Source organism: Bradyrhizobium sp. CCGUVB4N, assembly GCF_024199945.1.
Classification (GTDB): domain Bacteria; phylum Pseudomonadota; class Alphaproteobacteria; order Rhizobiales; family Xanthobacteraceae; genus Bradyrhizobium.
Genome location: NZ_JANADP010000001.1, coordinates 3,020,716 through 3,036,916 on the forward strand (window position 1 = coordinate 3,020,716; position 16,201 = coordinate 3,036,916).

A 16,201-nucleotide genomic window follows, 5' to 3' on the forward strand; every position below is an offset into this window, starting at 1 on the left:
GGGGGGAGGGCTGACCACCTGTGCTGTTGTCCAGGAAGCCGAACCATGCAGATCGCGAGGGACGCGTTGAACCCGACAACGTCGCCGTCCCCGTCGTTGCGGCCATTCCGGAGCCGTCGCGCCGGAGCCTGCGCGGCCTCGACTGGTTCATCTTCTTCCTCGCCGACGTGCAGACCGGTTTCGGGCCCTTCATCGCCGTCTACCTGACCACGCAGAAATGGACGCAGGTCGAGATCGGCTTCGTGCTGTCGATTGGCGGGATCGTCGCGCTGATCGGGCAGATGCCGGGCGGCGCCATCATCGATGCCGCGAAATCCGAGCGGCTGGTCGCGGCGCTCGCGATCGTGACCATCGGCTGCTGTGCGCTCGCCTATGCGGCGATGCCGATCTTTCCCGTCGTGGTGGCCGCCGCTACGCTGCACGCCGCGGCGAGCTGCGTGCTGGGGCCCGCGATCGCGGCGATCAGCCTTGGTCTGGTCGGTCCACTCAAGATCGGTGAGCGGCTCGGTCGCAACGCGCGCTTTGCCTCGCTCGGCAACGGCGTCGCGGCTGCGGTGATGGGGACCGCCGGATATCTTCTCTCCAGCCGATCGGTGTTCCTCGTCACCTTCCTGCTCGCGATCCCGACGCTGATCGCGCTGTCGCGCATTCGCGAGGAGGAAGTCGATATCGCGCGCTGCCACGGCGAGATGCCGCGTGAGGCGCCGGTTCCGGGCGACACCAATATCTGGCATCTGATCCGGCAGAAGCCGCTGATCGTCTTCGCGCTCAGCGTCCTGCTGTTGCAACTCGCCAACGCCTCGATGATGCCGCTGATGGCGAGCGCGGTGACGGCGCGGTCGAGTCAATGGGCGACGGTGCTCGTTGCCTTCTGCATTGTCGTGCCCCAGGCGATCGTTGCGTTGTTGTCCCCGACGGTCGGGCGCAAGGCGCAGCTCTGGGGCCGGCGGCCGCTGCTGCTGATCGGGTTCGGCGCGCTGACGATCCGCGGCCTGCTGTTCGCGACCGTGCGCGATCCGTATCTGCTGGTGCTGGTGCAGGTGTTCGACGGTTTCACCGCGGCGGTGTTTGCGGTGATGATCCCGCTGATCGTGGCCGACGTCGCCTTCGGCAGCGGGCACTTCAATCTGGCGCAGGGCATTGTCGGCACGGCGACCGGCATCGGCGCGTCCCTGAGCACCGCGCTCGGCGGCTATGTCAGCGACCAGTTCGGCAATGCCACCGCGTTCTTCGGGCTGGCGAGCATCGCGGCGACAGGGCTGTTGCTGATCCTGTTCGTGATGCCGGAGACCCGGCGCACGGGCATCGCGGCCAAAGAAATGGCCGGCTGAACGCAATCAGCCGGCCACAAGTGGGGGAAGAGAAGACGATCAGGCGTCGAGATTGTGCAGGCGCTGGCGGTTGCGCAACACGATCTGGCGGGCGCCGGAAAATCCCAAGATGCCCTGGGCGTGAAGCTGCGACAGCGCGCGCGACACGGTTTCGAGCGTCAGGCCGAGATAGTCGCCGATGTCGCGGCGGCACATCGGCAGCGCCATCATGCCGGCAACGGCCAGGCGACGATCCATTTCCAGCAGGAAGGTCGCAACCCGCTCCATCGCGGTCTTGCGGCCGAGCAGCAGCATATGGTCTTCGGCATGCCGCAACTCGCCGGCCGTCATGGCCCAGAGCTTGCGGGCAACCTGCACGTCGGTGCCGGCGGCCTTCTCGAGGCTCGCCCGCTTCACCAGGCGCACATTGGTGTCGATGATGGCTTCGGCGGCGAGGCGATGGCTGGCGCCGGATTCGAGGCCAAACACGTCGCCGGGAAGGTGGAAGGTGCCGATCTGGCGGCGGCCGTCGGAGAGCAGCTTGTAGGTACGGACCGCGCCGGAGACGACCTGGTAGACATATTCCGCCGGCTCGTCCTCGCCGTAGATCTCCTCGTCCTTGCGGTAGCAGAACTCGGTGGCGACCAGGCCGACATGACCGGTGATCGCACCGAACTGGTCGGACGCGGGACGGGCAGGGGCGATCTTGCCACGAACTTGCGTGTTGATCGCCTGGGTGTTGAGCGTCTCGGTCAGCATCTGCGCCATCTCCGTTGTGATGACGCCTTGGTACGCGGTATCGGGTGCTTCGAAAATTTCGCGAGATATCTTAAGGGGAGCCCCTTACGTAGAATCCCGTAGGTCGGGGCCGCCGCAGAGCCGGGATACCCCGATCTTCACACTTCGGTGTCCGGGAAATATCTGGTCTCCAGGGCAAGTCATGTCATCGGAAGCGTTCACGCCAGCGGAGATGCCCGATGACAGCGAGATTTATCCCACTTCTGGTCGCCTTGTTGTTGCTGCCGTCGCTGGCCACGGCAGGGACAGCCCGGCCGCGAGTCGACGTTGTCGCCGGCCGTTTGTATTCAAATCCGATCGAAGGCCGCCAGATCGCAGCTCCGCCGTGGAGCGCGGCCTGCACGACCGATCACGGCCCAAGCGAGTGCGGCGAGCCGATGTGGATTTACGGTCCCCACAGCGAGCTTTCGCAGTACAGGAGCGCTTTCTGAGGCCATGCCTAGTTTCCGCGTCTGTTCTGGATGGCATGGCGAATGCGTTTGACCAGGTTCTCGTCGAGAAGCGGCTTCAAAATCACGTCTTTCACGCCTGCCGCCGCAGCCCGGGCCGAGATGTTGCCGTCGGGATAGCCGGTGATCAGGATCACCGGGGTGTCGCCGTCGGACTGGCGCAAGCGGCCGGCCAGCTCGATGCCGTTGATATCGGGCATCTTGTAATCGATGACGTAGCAGTCGGCGCCGGGCGGGTTCGTCGCGTTGAGCAGCGCGGTGGCGTTCCGGAAGGTCCGCACCGCAAAGCCGTCGGTTTCCAGCAGGAAGCGCAGCGATCCCAGCACGGCGTCGTCATCGTCGACCACATACACGATGGGCTGTGCGGATGGTGCCATTGGCCGCTGCTGGTGCGAGACGATCTCGATCATCCCACCTGGCTAGCACAGCTGGACCCTTCCGTTTTGACTTAGCTCAACCGGGCCTGTCTCAAGCCGGTTTGCCTCAATCCTTCAGCATGCCGGCGCGCATCGCCAGCCGCACCAGCTCCGACAGGCTGCCCGCCTGCATCTTGGTCATGACATTGGCGCGGTACACCTCGATGGTGCGCGGGCTGATGTCGTAGTCGCGGGCGATCAGCTTGTTGGAGAGGCCGGCGACCAGCCCTTCCATGACCTGTCGCTCCCGGGGACTCAGCGAGGCGACGCGGGCGGCGATGTCGTGGGCAATGGCCTCGTTCTTGGCGGCAGGCTCCGCCTGGCGGATCGCGGTCTCGATCATGGTGGTGAGACGGTCGTCCTCGAACGGTTTTTCCAGGAAGTCGACGGCCCCTAACTTCATCGCCTCGACGGCCAGCGGCACGTCGCCGTGGCCGGTCATGATCAGGATCGGAAACGGCGAGCCCTGTGCCTTCATCCGCTTCAGCAGCTCGATCCCGTCGAGGCCCGGCATCCTGATGTCGGAGACGACGCAGCCGAAGGCGAGACCGGGCAGGGCGTCGAGAAAGCTTTGCGCGTTGTCGAACAGCGTGACGCCGAAGCCGGACGAGTCCAGCAGGAAGTTCAGCGAGTCCCGCATCGCCTCGTCGTCGTCGATGACGTAAACATGTCCCTTGGTCGTCATGGCTCAGGTCTCGTCGGCTGCCGGCAGGGTGAAGCGGAATGTCGCGCCGCCCGATGCGTTGCTCTCGGCCACCATGCGGCCGCCGTGAGCTTCGATGATCGAGCGGCTGATCGACAATCCCACGCCCATGCCGGTCTCTTTGGTGGTGAAGAAGGTCTGAAACAGGTTTGGAATGACGTCGTCCTGGAAGCCGGAGCCGGAGTCCGACACCTCGACCTCGATCATGTCGTCATCGATGCGCTTGTTCGTCACAACGAGTTCGCGCCGCGACGACTGCGCCATCGCTTCCAGCGCGTTGCGGAACAGATTGACCAGCACCTGCTGGATCTGCACCCGGTCGGCGAGAACGAGGTCGGCGCCGGGATCGAGATTGAAGCGCAGCTGCACGCTCTGCTCGCGCGCGCCGGCAAGGCCGAGCGCGCCGGCTTCCTCGATCAGCTTCGACAGGCTCTCGACCCGCTTCTCGGATTCGCCGCGGGAGACGAAGTCGCGCAGGCGACGGATGATCTGGCCGGCGCGCAGCGCCTGTTCCGAGGCGCGGTCCAGCGCGCTCTCGATCTTCGCAGTGTTGGGGTCGGTGCTGCCGGCGAGCAGCCGCCGCGAACCCTTCATGTAATTGCTGATCGCCGCCAAGGGCTGGTTGATCTCGTGGGCGAGCGCGGAGGCCATCTCGCCCATCGCCGTCAGCCGCGAGACGTGGACGAGCTCGGACTGCAATTCCTGCAGCCGTGCCTGGGTCTTCTGATGCTCGGTGAGGTCGCGGACGAAGCCGGTGAAATAGGGTTCGCCGCCGGACTGCATCTCGCCGATCGACAGGTGCATCGGGAAGGTGGTGCCGTCGCGACGTTTGCCGGTGACGATGCGGCCGATGCCGATGATGTGCGGATCGTTGGTGGAGCGATAACGCGCGATGTAGCTGTCGTGGCGGGTGCGGTCCGGCTCCGGCATCAGGATGCTGACGTTCTGGCCGATCGCCTCCTGCTCGGACCAGCCGAACAGGCGCTCGGCGGCGGTCGAGAACAGCTGCATGATGCCGCGACCGTCGATGACGATCATGGCGTCGGGAATGGTATGCAGGATGGAGCGGAGGTGGGTCTCGCGCGTGCGTAGCGCTTCCTCGACCTGCTTCTCCTCGTCGATGTCGAGGAGGATGCCGCTGAGATGGCGTGCGAGGCCGGCCTCATCCCTGATCAGGCCGGCGCGGGCCCTGATCCATTGGCCCCGGTCGGAGGTGCCGGCGATCCTGAAAGAGACGTCGAAGCCGCCGCCATGCTCGGAGACCTGTTTGATCGCGGTCTCGACGCGCGCGCGGTCGTCGGGCGCAAGGCGCGCCAGGAACAGGTCGTAGCTCGCAGGTCTGCCGCGCTCGACGCCGAGCAGCATCCGCGCGGTTTCCGACCATTCCAGCTCGCGCGTCGTGAGGTCGAGATCCCAGGTCCCAACGCCGAACCCCTCGATCCGGACCCGGAAATGCTCGCCGCGATGATCGTCTGGCGGATGCGTCACGCGGGTCGGCGACAAGCAAGGGCTCCATTCTGTTGCGTGACGAGGTGTTGCGAACGTCTCGACAATTTCGCCCAAGGGCGGCTCCGAAGCAAGTTCGGATGTCTGATTCCATTGACGGATTTGCCGCTGAATCGCGTGGGGCGATTTGATCTATCTCATCTTGCTCCGCGCCGGCGAGGCTAGATTTCGCGCCAATCGATTGGTTCGGAGACGCCCCATGACATATGCCACCGTGATGGTCAGCCTCGCGCTCGATCAGCCGAACGAGCCGCGCCTTCGGGTCGCAGGCGAGCTCGCCGAACGATTCGAGGCCGCGCTCGTCGGGGTCGCCGCGGCAAAGTTCGCGCCGCCGCTTTTTTTTACCGATGGTGCCGAGGCCCAGCGCCTGCTCGATGAGGAGGAGGATTCCGTCAAGCGGTGCCTGGCCGATCTGGAGGCGGAATTCCGCGGCGCGACCAGCACTCGCGGTGCGCGCGTCGAATGGCGCAGCGCCACGGATTTTCCGGCACGATACGTCCTGGCGCAGGCGCGCTGTGCCGACATCATCGTCAGCGGCGGGCAGAGCCCGGTCTTCTCCGATGCCTTTTCGCTGGTAAGCCCGAGGGATCTGGTGATGCAGGCCGGCCGGCCGCTGCTGTTCGTGCCCGACCGGATCGACTGGCTCGATCTGCGCAGCGTGCTGGTGGCCTGGAAGGACACGCCCGAGTCGCGGCGGGCGGTGGCCGATGCGCTGCCGTTGCTGCGCAAGGCGAAGGACGTCGCTATCGTCGAGATTCCGGAAGAGGGCGACGACCGGTCGGCAGCGATGGCGCGTGTTGGCGATGTTGCCGCCTGGCTTGCCCGCCACGGCGTCACCGCGACAGCGCGCGTCCCCGAAGCCACGGGGAACGAAACCGCTGCCGTGCAATTGGAGCGGGTTGCCGGCGATGTCGGTGCCGGCCTGATCGTCGCCGGCGCATACGGTCATTCCCGCTTCCGCGAGCTGATTCTCGGCGGCGTCACTCAATCTCTGGTCACGCAAACCGCACGCTGCGTGCTGCTGTCGCATTGACGGCCTCGAACACAGCCACAATCGATGAGGACGCGCCGTGTACAAATTCCTTGAGCAGACCGCCAGCGGCTACATGACCCGGAACGTCAGGACGGTGCAGCGCGACCATGATCTGCTCGCGCTCAGCGAGATGTTCGAGCGGGACGATTTCAACTCCTATCCGGTCGAGGACGACGGGCAAATCGTCGGCATCGTCACCAAATTCGACATCCTGAAGTGCTTTGCCTTCACGCCGAGCCAGATGCTGCCGCGCTATCACGACCTGATGAGCCGCAAGGTCGGCGACGTCATGACGCCCGAGTTCATCTATGTCAGCCCCGACACGCGCCTGACGCGCGTCCTCCAGATCATGGTCGAGCATCGCATCCGCAGCATCATCGTGCTCGACGGCACGCAAAAACTGGTCGGAATCATCGCGCGCGAGGATGTCATCGCAGCGCTGAAGGCGACCGCGAGCGAGTGACTTCTTCCTTCCTTCTCCCCTTGCGGGAGAAGGTGGCGCGAAGCGCCGGATGAGGGGTCTCTATCCTCGGAGAGACTGCTTCTGAGCAGCACACCCCTCACCCAAGCGAGCCTGCCGCACTGTCCTCGCTGCCCTCTCCCGCAAGGGGAGAGGGCACTGTCACTGGCCGCGCCGCAAAACGCGGGACACTCCCAAAAATTGCCCCTCGGATATGAAGAACTGAACCGCAAGTCTTGATTTCAATCAATTCCCCGCGAGGGTGAATGTGGTTTCTGGCGGCGTGTTCTTTCAGAGAGAATCCGCGATGCCCCAGCCCACCATCACCAAAACCATGACGACAGGCGAAGCCGGCCTGGCGCTCGTCTTCGCGGTCTTCGCCTTCCTGTGCCTGGTCGCCTCGGCCAAGGCGCTCGACGCGCCATTCGCCTTCCACGCCGGTCTCAGCGCCGCCGCGAGCCTGGCCGCGGTGTTCTTCATCATCAACCGCTACTACGATCGCCCGGCGGCGCTGCCGCCCGCGGAGATCAACGGCCGTCCCAACTACAATATGGGCCCGATCAAGTTCACCGCCGTCATGGCGATGGTCTGGGGCATCGCGGGCTTTCTGGTCGGCCTCATCATCGCCTCGCAGCTGGCGTGGCCCGCACTGAACTTCGATCTGCCCTGGATTCAATTCGGCCGGTTGCGGCCGCTGCACACCTCCGCCGTGATCTTCGCCTTCGGCGGCAACGTGCTGGTCGGCACCTCGCTCTACGTCGTGCAGAAGTCCTGCCGCGCGCGGCTGGCCGGCGATCTCGCGCCCTGGTTCGTCGTGCTCGGCTACAATTACTTCATCCTCGTCGCGGGCACGGGCTATCTGCTCGGCGTCACCCAGTCGAAGGAATATGCCGAGCCGGAATGGTACGCCGATCTCTGGCTGACCATCGTCTGGGTCACGTATCTGCTGGTCTTCCTCGGCACCATCATCAAGCGCAAGGAACCACACATCTTCGTCGCGAACTGGTTCTATCTCGCCTTCATCGTGACGATCGCGGTTCTGCATCTCGGCAACAATCCCGCGCTGCCGGTGTCGTTCTTCGGCTCCAAATCCTACGTCGCGTGGGGCGGCATCCAGGATGCCATGTTCCAGTGGTGGTACGGCCATAACGCGGTCGGCTTCTTCCTGACCGCCGGCTTCCTCGCCATCATGTACTATTTCATTCCGAAGCGCGCCGAGCGGCCGATCTATTCCTACCGGCTCTCGATCATCCACTTCTGGGCGCTGATCTTCCTCTACATCTGGGCCGGCCCCCACCATCTGCACTACACGGCACTGCCGGACTGGACGCAGACGCTCGGCATGACCTTCTCGATCATGCTGTGGATGCCGTCATGGGGCGGCATGATCAACGGCCTGATGACGCTGTCGGGCGCCTGGGACAAGCTGCGCACCGATCCCGTGCTGCGCATGCTCGTCGTCTCCGTCGCCTTCTACGGCATGTCGACCTTCGAAGGTCCGATGATGTCGATCAAGGTGGTCAATTCGCTCAGCCACTACACCGACTGGACCATCGGCCACGTGCATTCCGGTGCGCTCGGCTGGGTCGGCTTCGTCTCTTTCGGTGCGCTGTACTGCCTGGTTCCGTGGGTCTGGAATCGCAAGGGGCTCTACAGCCTGAAGCTCGTCAACTGGCACTTCTGGATCGCGACGCTCGGGATCGTTCTCTACATCTCGGCGATGTGGGTGTCCGGCATCCTGCAGGGCCTGATGTGGCGCGCCTACACCTCGCTCGGTTTCCTCGAATATTCCTTCATCGAGAGCGTCGAGGCGATGCACCCCTTCTACGTCATTCGCGCCGCCGGCGGCGGTCTGTTCCTGATCGGCGCGCTGATCATGGCCTACAATCTCTGGATGACGGTTCGCGTCGGCGAGCGGGAAGTCCAGATGCCCGTCGCTCTTCAGCCGGCGGAATGAGGAGCTTCCCATGTCGTTCTGGACACGCCACCAAATCTTCGAAAAGAACTCCATCATCCTGATCGTCGGCATTCTGCTGGTGATCGCGATCGGTGGTCTCGTCGAGATCACGCCGCTGTTCTACCTCAAGAGCACGATCGAGGTGGTCGACGGTGTCAGGCCCTACACGCCACTGGAGCTGGCGGGGCGCAACGTCTATGTCCGCGAGGGCTGCTATCTCTGTCATTCGCAGATGATCCGCCCCTTGCGCGACGAGGTCGAGCGCTACGGCCACTTCTCGCTTGCCGCCGAGAGCATGTTCGACCACCCGTTCCAGTGGGGCTCGAAGCGCACCGGTCCCGATCTCGCCCGTGTCGGCGCGAAATATTCCGACGACTGGCACGTCACCCATCTGACCAATCCGCGCGCGATCGTGCCGCAATCGGTGATGCCGGGTTATCCGTTCCTGAGCTCGACCGAGGTGGATCCCGCGACGATCGCCGACCACATGCGTACGCTGCGGGCCGTCGGCGTTCCCTACACCGACGACCAGATCGCCAACGCGGCCGCCGACATGAAGGCCCAGGCCGATCCGGACAATGCCGGCACCGATGCCTTCGCCAAGCGCTACGCCAAGGCGGCTGTGCGCAATTTCGACGGCAAGACCGGAACGCCGACCGAGATGGACGCGCTGATCGCGTACCTGCAGATGCTCGGCACCCTGGTCGACTTCAAGCTCTACAACGAGAAAGCCAATCTTCGCTGAGAAGGCATCACCGATGAAAGCCATCCTGACACTCGACAATCTCGCATCCAGTCTCGTGACCACCATCTGGACGCCGGTCTTCGTCGCGATCTTTCTCGCGATCATCGCCTACGCGTTTTGGCCCCGCAACAAGGCCGCGTTCGACGAAGCGGCCAGCCTGCCGCTGCGGGAGGAGTGAGAGATCATGACCGATCATCATGGCGAATTCGATTCCGTCACCGGCAAGTCCACGACCGGACATGAATGGGACGGCATCAAGGAGCTCAACACGCCGCTGCCGCGCTGGTGGGTGATCTCCTTCTACCTCACCATCGTCTGGGCGATCGGCTACTGGATCGTCTATCCGGCCTGGCCGCTGATCGCGAGCAACACGACGGGCCTGTTTGGCTACTCCTCGCGGGCCGATGTCGCGGTCGAGCTCGCCAATCTCGAGAAGATCCGGGGTGAAAAGATGGCCGCCCTCGGCGCGGCCTCGCTCGCCGACATCGAGAAGGACCCGGCCTTGCTGGCGCTCGCGCGCGCCAAGGGCAAGACCGTGTTCGGCGACAATTGCGCGCCGTGCCACGGCTCGGGCGGCGCGGGCGCCAAGGGCTTTCCGAACCTGAACGACGACGATTGGCTGTGGGGCGGCACGCTCGACCAGATCATGCAGACCATCCAGTTCGGTGCGCGCTCCGGCCACGCCAAGACCCATGAGGGCCAGATGCTCGCCTTCGGCAAGGACGGCGTGCTGAAGCCGGACGAGATCGTCACGGTCGCCAATTATGTCCGCTCGCTGTCGGGCCTCCCGACCCGAAAGGGGTTTGACGCCGCCAAGGGCGAGAAGATCTTCGCGGACAATTGCGTCGCCTGCCATGGCGATGGCGGCAAGGGTAACCCGGAGCTCGGCGCGCCCAATCTGACGGACAAGATCTGGCTCTATGGCTCGGACGAGGCGACCCTGATCGAGACGATCAGCCAGGGCCGCGCGGGCGTCATGCCGGCCTGGGAAGGACGGCTCGATCCCTCCACCATCAAGGCTATGGCGGTCTACGTCCACTCGCTGGGCGGCGGCAAGTAGAAGTGGTGAGGAGCTTGTCCTTTGTGCGCGCTCTTTCTGTTCCCTCCCCCGCAAGGGGGGAGGGAACGCACCTTCTTCGGGGGACCAGTCGAGTCTCATCTCAGACTTAGGCCACGCAGTCACGCGAACAAAAATGCCCCTGCTTGAGCTGGATCAATCGACGCGGCGGCGCCGGGGCTAGGTTTAATCGCACCTTTTCGAGACGCCTCAAGCGATGAACAAGACCGTGAACCCGAACGAGCTCACATCGGACGACGATAACGGGCCGCTCTATGTGGCCCAGAAGAAGGTGTATCCCCAGAGCATCTCTGGCACCTTCCGCCGGATCAAATGGGGCCTGATGGCGTTCTGCCTCGGCGTCTATTATTTCCTGCCCTTCGTGCGCTGGAACCGCGGCCTTGGCGCCCCGAGCCAGGCGGTGCTGATCGATCTTCCCAACAGCCGCTTCTACTTCTTCTTCATCGAGCTGTGGCCGCAGGAGATCTATTACTTCACGGGCCTCTTGATCGTCGCCGCGGTGGCGCTGTTCCTGATGAACTCCGTCGGCGGCCGCATCTGGTGCGGCTATCTCTGCCCGCAGACGGTCTGGACCGATTTGTTCTACGCCGTCGAGCGCTTCGTCGAGGGCGACCGCCGCGAGCGGATGCGCAAGGACAAGTCGGGCGGCGGGCTGACGCTCAGGCGCGTCTCCGAGATCGCGTTCAAGCATGCGATCTGGCTGATGATCGCCTGGTGGACCGGCGGCGCCTGGGTGCTCTATTTCAACGATGCCCCGACGCTGGTGAAGGAGCTCCTGACCTTTCAGGCGCCGATGATCGCCTATATCTGGATCGGCATCCTCACGGCGACGACCTATTTGCTCGCCGGCTTCATGCGCGAGCAGGTCTGCACCTATATGTGCCCCTGGCCGCGCATCCAGGCCGCGCTCACAGACGAATGGGCGCTCAACGTCACCTACCGTTACGATCGCGGCGAGAAGCGCACCTCGGTGAAGAAGGCCGCCGAGCTGCGTGCGCTTGGACAGCCGGTCGGCGATTGCGTCGACTGCTATCAATGCGTCGCGGTGTGCCCGACCGGCATCGATATCCGCAATGGACCGCAGCTCGAATGCATCCAGTGCGGGCTCTGCATCGACGCCTGCGACAACGTCATGACCAAGATCGGCCGGCCGAAGCGGTTGATCGGCTATGACAACGACATCAACATCCAGCGTCGCCAGGAAGGCAAGGCGCCGATCTATCGCATCGTCCGCGCCCGCACCGTCGCCTACAGTGCGATCATCGCGGCCGTCGGCGGCATCATGCTCTACGTGCTCGCAACCCGCACTCTGCTCGACATCAACGTGCTGCACGACCGCAACCCGGTCGCGGTCAAGCTCAGCGACGGATCGATCCGCAACGCCTATACGGTGCGGCTGCTCAACAAGAGCGGTTATGACCGCGTCGTCGCGATCGACGCGGACGGCCCGGTCAATCTGACCACGCACGTCGTCGGCGTCGATTCCGTGACGCCCGACAGGCCGATGATCGTGATCCCGCGCGATTCGACCAGCGAGCTGCGGCTGCTCGTCACCGCGCCGGCCGACAGCAATCCGGAGAAGTCGATCCCGGTGCGCATCCACGTCACCGATATCGGGCTCGGCGAGGTCGCCACCACCACCGACAATTTCGTCGCGCCGTAAGAGCTGCATGTAGGATCTGGAGACTGAAATGGCCGTCAAGCCGCTGACCGGAACCAAGGTGTTCCTGATGCTGGTCGCCTTCTTCGGCGTCGTGATCGGCGTCAATTTCACCATGATGAAGCTCGCGATTGCGACGCTGCCCGGCACCGACGTGGACAGCCCCTATGCCGCGGGCCTCGCCTACGATCGCGAGATCTCGGCGGCGCAGGACCAGGCCGCGCGCGGATGGAAGGTGAGCGCGCATATCGAGCGACGCGCCGACGGCAATGCCGTGCTTCAGGTCGAAGCGCGCGACGCCGCCGGCCAGCCGCTGACCGGGCTGAAGTTCGGCGGCCGCCTGGAGCGCCCGACCGACAAGCGGGCCGACCTCGCGGTCGCGCTCGCGGAGGCCGGTATCGGCATCTATCGCGGCAATGCTACCTCCGTCGCGCCTGGCCAGTGGGATCTCGTCATAGAAGGCGACGCCAAGGGCGAGCGCGTGTTCCTGTCGCGCAACCGCGTGATCCTGAACTGAGGTCTCGCCATGCAGGTGACACGCGATTTCTCTCACTACGTCCGCGCCGCGGGCACCGGCCTCCGGCACATCGATCTCGCGGTCGAGGGCGTTCACTGTGCGGGCTGCATGGCCAAGATCGAGCGCGGCCTCTCCGCCATTCCCGACGTCACGCTGGCGCGCGTGAACCTCACCGACCGGCGCGTCGCGCTGGAATGGAAAGAGGGCGCGCTCGATCCCGCGCGCTTCATCGATCGCCTCGAGGAGCTCGGTTACAAGGCCTATCCCTACGAGACCGAGAGTGCAGAGGCGAGCGAGGTCGCGGAATCGCGCTTCCTGCTGCGCTGCCTCGGCGTTGCCGCGTTTGCCACCATGAACGTGATGATGCTGTCGATCCCGGTGTGGTCGGGCAACGTCTCAGACATGCTGCCGGAGCAGCGCGACTTCTTCCACTGGCTGTCGGCGCTGATCGCGCTGCCGGCGGCGGCCTATGCCGGCCAGCCGTTCTTCCGCTCCGCCTGGCACGCGCTGTCGAACAAGACGACCAACATGGACGTGCCGATCTCGATCGGCGTGTGCCTTGCGCTCGGCATGTCCGTGGTCGAGACCATCCATCACGCCGAGCACGCCTATTTCGACGCGGCGATCATGCTGTTGACCTTTTTGCTGGTCGGCCGTTTCCTCGACCAGAACATGCGGCGGCGGACGCGTGCGGTCGCGGGCAATCTCGCCGCGCTGAAGGCGGAAACGGCGGCAAAATTCGTCGGGCTCGACGAGATCTCGCAGGTTCCGGTTGCGGCGATCCATCCCGGTGACATCGTGCTGCTGCGGCCGGGCGAGCGCTGTGCCGTCGACGGCACCGTGATCGAGGGCCGTTCCGAGATCGACCAGAGCCTGATCACCGGCGAGACGCTCTATGTCACGGCCGAGCAGGGCACGTCGGTCTATGCGGGTTCGATGAATATTTCCGGTGCGCTGCGGGTGCGGGTCTCGGCGGCGTCGGAAGCGACGCTGCTTGCCGAGATCACGCGGCTGCTCGACCACGCGCTGCAGGCGCGCTCGCGCTACATGCGGCTCGCCGACCGCGCCTCGCGGCTCTATGCGCCCGTGGTGCATGCGACCGCGCTGATCACCATCCTTGGCTGGGTCGCGTTCGGCGCGAGCTGGCATGATGCGATCGTCACCGGCGTCGCGGTGCTCATCATCACCTGTCCCTGCGCGCTCGGGCTCGCGATTCCGACCGTGCAGACGGTGGCCTCGGGTGCGATGTTCAAGTCCGGCGTGCTGCTCAATTCCGGCGATGCCATCGAGCGCCTCGCCGAGGCCGACCACGTCATCTTCGACAAGACCGGCACGCTGACGCTGCCCGATCTCGACGTGACCAATGCGGCCGATATCCCGGCCGACATCTTTGAGCTCGCTGGCCGGCTCGCGCTGTCGAGCCATCATCCCGTCGCCGCCGCGGTCGCGCAGGCCGCCGGCGCGAAATCGCCGATCGTCGGCGCGGTTGAAGAGGCGGGGCAGGGCGTCCGCGCAACTGTCGACGGCGTCGAGATCCGTCTCGGCCGTCCGTCCTTCTGCGGCGCCGAGGCATTGGTCGTCGGCGCCGATCTTGATCCCGAAGCCTCGGTCGTGGCTTTCAGGAGGGACGACGAGAAATTCATCCTGTCGGTGCGGCAGGGCCTGCGTCCGGATGCGCAGGCCGTGATTGCTGCCCTGAAGGATCGCCACATCGGCATCGAGATTCTCTCCGGCGACCGCGAGCCCGCGGTGATTGCGGCGGCCCACGCGCTCGGCATCGCCGAATGGCGCGCCGGCGTCACGCCGGCCGACAAGATCGCGCGGATCGAGGAGCTGAAGCGGCGCGGCGCCAGGGTGCTGATGGTCGGCGACGGCATGAACGATGCGCCGTCGCTCGCGGCCGCGCATGTCTCGATGTCGCCGATCTCGGCTGCGCATCTCAGCCAGGCCACCGCCGATCTCGTCTTCCTTGGCCGGCCGCTGGCCCCGGTCGTCGCCGCGATCGATTCCGCGCGAAACGCGCTGCATCTGATGAGGCAGAACCTCTGGCTTGCGATCGGGTACAATGTGCTCGCCGTGCCCGTCGCGATCAGCGGCGTGGTGACGCCCTTGATTGCCGCGGCCGCCATGAGCGGATCCTCGATCCTGGTGATGCTGAACTCGCTGCGGGCCCGCAGCCGCACGCGGGAGATCATGTGATGGAGATACTCGTCTTCCTGGTGCCGCTGGCGCTGATGCTCGGTCTTGCCGGCCTTGCCGCCTTCCTCTGGTCGCTCCGCAGCGGCCAGTACGACGACCTCGACGGCGCCGCCTGGCGCGCCATTGCGGATGACGAGCCGCCGCCACAGGAATTGCCTGCCAAGCGCTAGCGCTTCAGGCCGAAGGTGAGGAGGGCGGCGGCAGCAAGGGCTGCGCCGACGCCGGCAACGCAGGCGTGCCAGCCAAAAGCGTCGAACAGCCGGCCGAGCACGGCCGTGCCAATCAGTCCACCGCAGAAATAGCAGGCGAGATACGTGCCGCTGGCGACGCCGCGGTTGTCGGCAGCCATCTGACCGACGAAGCCCGTGGCGGCTGCTTGCGCAAAGAAAGTCCCAACTCCGACCAGAACCATGCCGGCGAGCACCGCGCCGAGATGAGACGTCAACATCAGCGGCAGCCCGGCTCCGGCGACAACAAGCGATCCCCAGATTGTCGACCGTGTCCCAAGACGCGAGGCGACCTTGCCGGCCAGCAATGTCGTCACCACCGACGGGAGAAAGACGAAATAGACGAGGCCGAGGTCCATCATGCCGAGCGAGAGCGGCGGCCGGACCAGCACGAAGTTGACGAATGTGAAAGTGCCGATGAACGCGAACAGGATGCAGAACCCGATGCCGAAGGCTGCACGCAGGGGCGGTTTGCGCCAATGGGAGATCATTGCTGCCAGCGGCGATGCCACCGGCATCATCGTACGCATCGGTTGTACGTGCTTGATGGTGAAATAGACCAGCGTTGCACCGGCCAGATTGAGGACCGCGAAGAAGTAGAAATTCCAGGCGAGGCCGAGGCTGTCGGCGACCGCCGCGGACACCAGCCGGCCGACCAGATTGCTGGCGACATTTCCGGTGATATAGGCGGCAAACGCGCCGCCGGCATCCATGGCGCTGCATTGCTCGCCGAGATAGGCGAGCGTGAGGGCGAAGGCGGATGCCATGCACAGGCCTTGCGCGACCCGCAAGGTTGTGAAGACGGCGAGATTGGGCGCGGTCGCCAGCAGGCTCGTGGGGATCGCGAGCAGCAGGAGGCTGACCAGGATGCCGGTCCGACGCTCGATGCGCGGGCTGAGGACGCCAACGACGAGGCTGGATGCCGCCATACCGAAGGTGCTGGCGTTCACGGCAAAGCCCATCGCCGCCGGCGTGACGCCGTAACGGCGCGTGAGCGAGGGCAGGATCGCCTGCGTCGCGAACAGGTCGACGACGGTCAGGAACGCGATGAGGCCGATCACGAGCGAGCGCAACGCGAAACCCGGGGAATGCGCATCCATCGCCATCACGGTCGGCTTCATCTGTGCGGACAGATCGATCATC

At 65.0% G+C, this 16,201-nt stretch carries 16 protein-coding genes; 11 read left to right on the forward strand and 5 right to left on the reverse strand.

From position 1 onward, the window contains the following. Window positions 1-20 precede the first annotated feature (20 nt). The gene (locus tag NLM31_RS13635) at window positions 21-1,331 is read left to right on the forward strand and encodes an MFS transporter (protein WP_254192557.1); all 1,311 of its coding nucleotides are present in this window, start codon (window positions 21-23) and stop codon (window positions 1,329-1,331) included. Window positions 1,332-1,370: 39 nt separating this feature from the next. Here the strand turns inward: NLM31_RS13635 and NLM31_RS13640 are convergent, their stop codons facing one another. The 4 genes from NLM31_RS13640 to fixL all read right to left on the reverse strand — a co-directional run bounded on the left by NLM31_RS13640 (window position 1,371) and on the right by fixL (window position 5,179). Further along, window positions 1,371-2,069: a helix-turn-helix domain-containing protein gene (locus NLM31_RS13640; protein WP_254192558.1), complete on the reverse strand. Its 699-nt coding sequence runs from the start codon at window positions 2,067-2,069 to the stop codon at window positions 1,371-1,373. 478 nt (window positions 2,070-2,547) lie between these two features. Beyond that, a complete protein-coding gene (locus tag NLM31_RS13645; RefSeq protein ID WP_254192559.1) occupies window positions 2,548-2,967 on the reverse strand; it encodes a response regulator in 420 nt (139 codons plus the stop codon). 73 nt (window positions 2,968-3,040) lie between these two features. Further along, on the reverse strand, window positions 3,041-3,658 hold the full coding sequence (gene fixJ / locus NLM31_RS13650) for a response regulator FixJ (protein ID WP_254192560.1): 618 nt from the start codon (window positions 3,656-3,658) through the stop codon (window positions 3,041-3,043). A gap of 3 nt (window positions 3,659-3,661) precedes the next feature. Continuing rightward, window positions 3,662-5,179 carry a sensor protein FixL gene (fixL, locus tag NLM31_RS13655; RefSeq protein ID WP_254192561.1) on the reverse strand — a complete coding sequence of 506 codons (1,518 nt, stop codon included), beginning with the start codon at window positions 5,177-5,179 and terminating at the stop codon, window positions 3,662-3,664. Between the two features lie 202 nt (window positions 5,180-5,381). On the opposite strand from fixL, the gene NLM31_RS13660 reads away from it, so the two are divergent. The 10 genes from NLM31_RS13660 to ccoS all read left to right on the forward strand — a co-directional run bounded on the left by NLM31_RS13660 (window position 5,382) and on the right by ccoS (window position 15,001). After that, window positions 5,382-6,215 carry a universal stress protein gene (locus NLM31_RS13660; RefSeq protein ID WP_254135316.1) on the forward strand — a complete coding sequence of 278 codons (834 nt, stop codon included), beginning with the start codon at window positions 5,382-5,384 and terminating at the stop codon, window positions 6,213-6,215. Between the two features lie 37 nt (window positions 6,216-6,252). After that, window positions 6,253-6,678, forward strand: coding sequence for an HPP family protein (locus tag NLM31_RS13665; protein WP_254129868.1), 426 nt, complete (start codon window positions 6,253-6,255; stop codon window positions 6,676-6,678). 304 nt (window positions 6,679-6,982) lie between these two features. Further along, window positions 6,983-8,632: a cytochrome-c oxidase, cbb3-type subunit I gene (gene ccoN / locus NLM31_RS13670; protein ID WP_254192562.1), complete on the forward strand. Its 1,650-nt coding sequence runs from the start codon at window positions 6,983-6,985 to the stop codon at window positions 8,630-8,632. Between the two features lie 10 nt (window positions 8,633-8,642). Then, window positions 8,643-9,377 carry a cytochrome-c oxidase, cbb3-type subunit II gene (ccoO, locus tag NLM31_RS13675; protein WP_254129870.1) on the forward strand — a complete coding sequence of 245 codons (735 nt, stop codon included), beginning with the start codon at window positions 8,643-8,645 and terminating at the stop codon, window positions 9,375-9,377. A 13-nt stretch (window positions 9,378-9,390) separates the two neighbouring features. Further along, window positions 9,391-9,555: a cbb3-type cytochrome c oxidase subunit 3 gene (locus tag NLM31_RS13680; protein ID WP_128953085.1), complete on the forward strand. Its 165-nt coding sequence runs from the start codon at window positions 9,391-9,393 to the stop codon at window positions 9,553-9,555. Window positions 9,556-9,561: 6 nt separating this feature from the next. Next, a complete protein-coding gene (gene ccoP / locus NLM31_RS13685; RefSeq protein WP_254192563.1) occupies window positions 9,562-10,437 on the forward strand; it encodes a cytochrome-c oxidase, cbb3-type subunit III in 876 nt (291 codons plus the stop codon). 214 nt (window positions 10,438-10,651) lie between these two features. Then, on the forward strand, window positions 10,652-12,118 hold the full coding sequence (ccoG, locus tag NLM31_RS13690; RefSeq protein ID WP_254129872.1) for a cytochrome c oxidase accessory protein CcoG: 1,467 nt from the start codon (window positions 10,652-10,654) through the stop codon (window positions 12,116-12,118). Window positions 12,119-12,146: 28 nt separating this feature from the next. After that, the gene (locus tag NLM31_RS13695; RefSeq protein ID WP_254192564.1) at window positions 12,147-12,632 is read left to right on the forward strand and encodes a FixH family protein; all 486 of its coding nucleotides are present in this window, start codon (window positions 12,147-12,149) and stop codon (window positions 12,630-12,632) included. Window positions 12,633-12,641: 9 nt separating this feature from the next. Next, window positions 12,642-14,831 (forward strand): cation-translocating P-type ATPase, encoded by a 2,190-nt coding sequence (locus NLM31_RS13700; protein ID WP_254192565.1) that lies wholly within the window; start codon window positions 12,642-12,644, stop codon window positions 14,829-14,831. Further along, window positions 14,831-15,001, forward strand: a complete 171-nt coding sequence (ccoS, locus tag NLM31_RS13705; protein ID WP_254192566.1) for a cbb3-type cytochrome oxidase assembly protein CcoS — start codon at window positions 14,831-14,833, stop codon at window positions 14,999-15,001. Before NLM31_RS13700 ends, ccoS begins: the two co-directional genes overlap by 1 nt. Here ccoS and NLM31_RS13710 read toward each other — a convergent pair. Then, the gene (locus NLM31_RS13710; RefSeq protein WP_254192567.1) at window positions 14,998-16,200 is read right to left on the reverse strand and encodes an MFS transporter; all 1,203 of its coding nucleotides are present in this window, start codon (window positions 16,198-16,200) and stop codon (window positions 14,998-15,000) included. The two genes, ccoS and NLM31_RS13710, sit on opposite strands and share 4 nt — an antisense overlap. Window position 16,201: the final 1 nt, after the last annotated feature.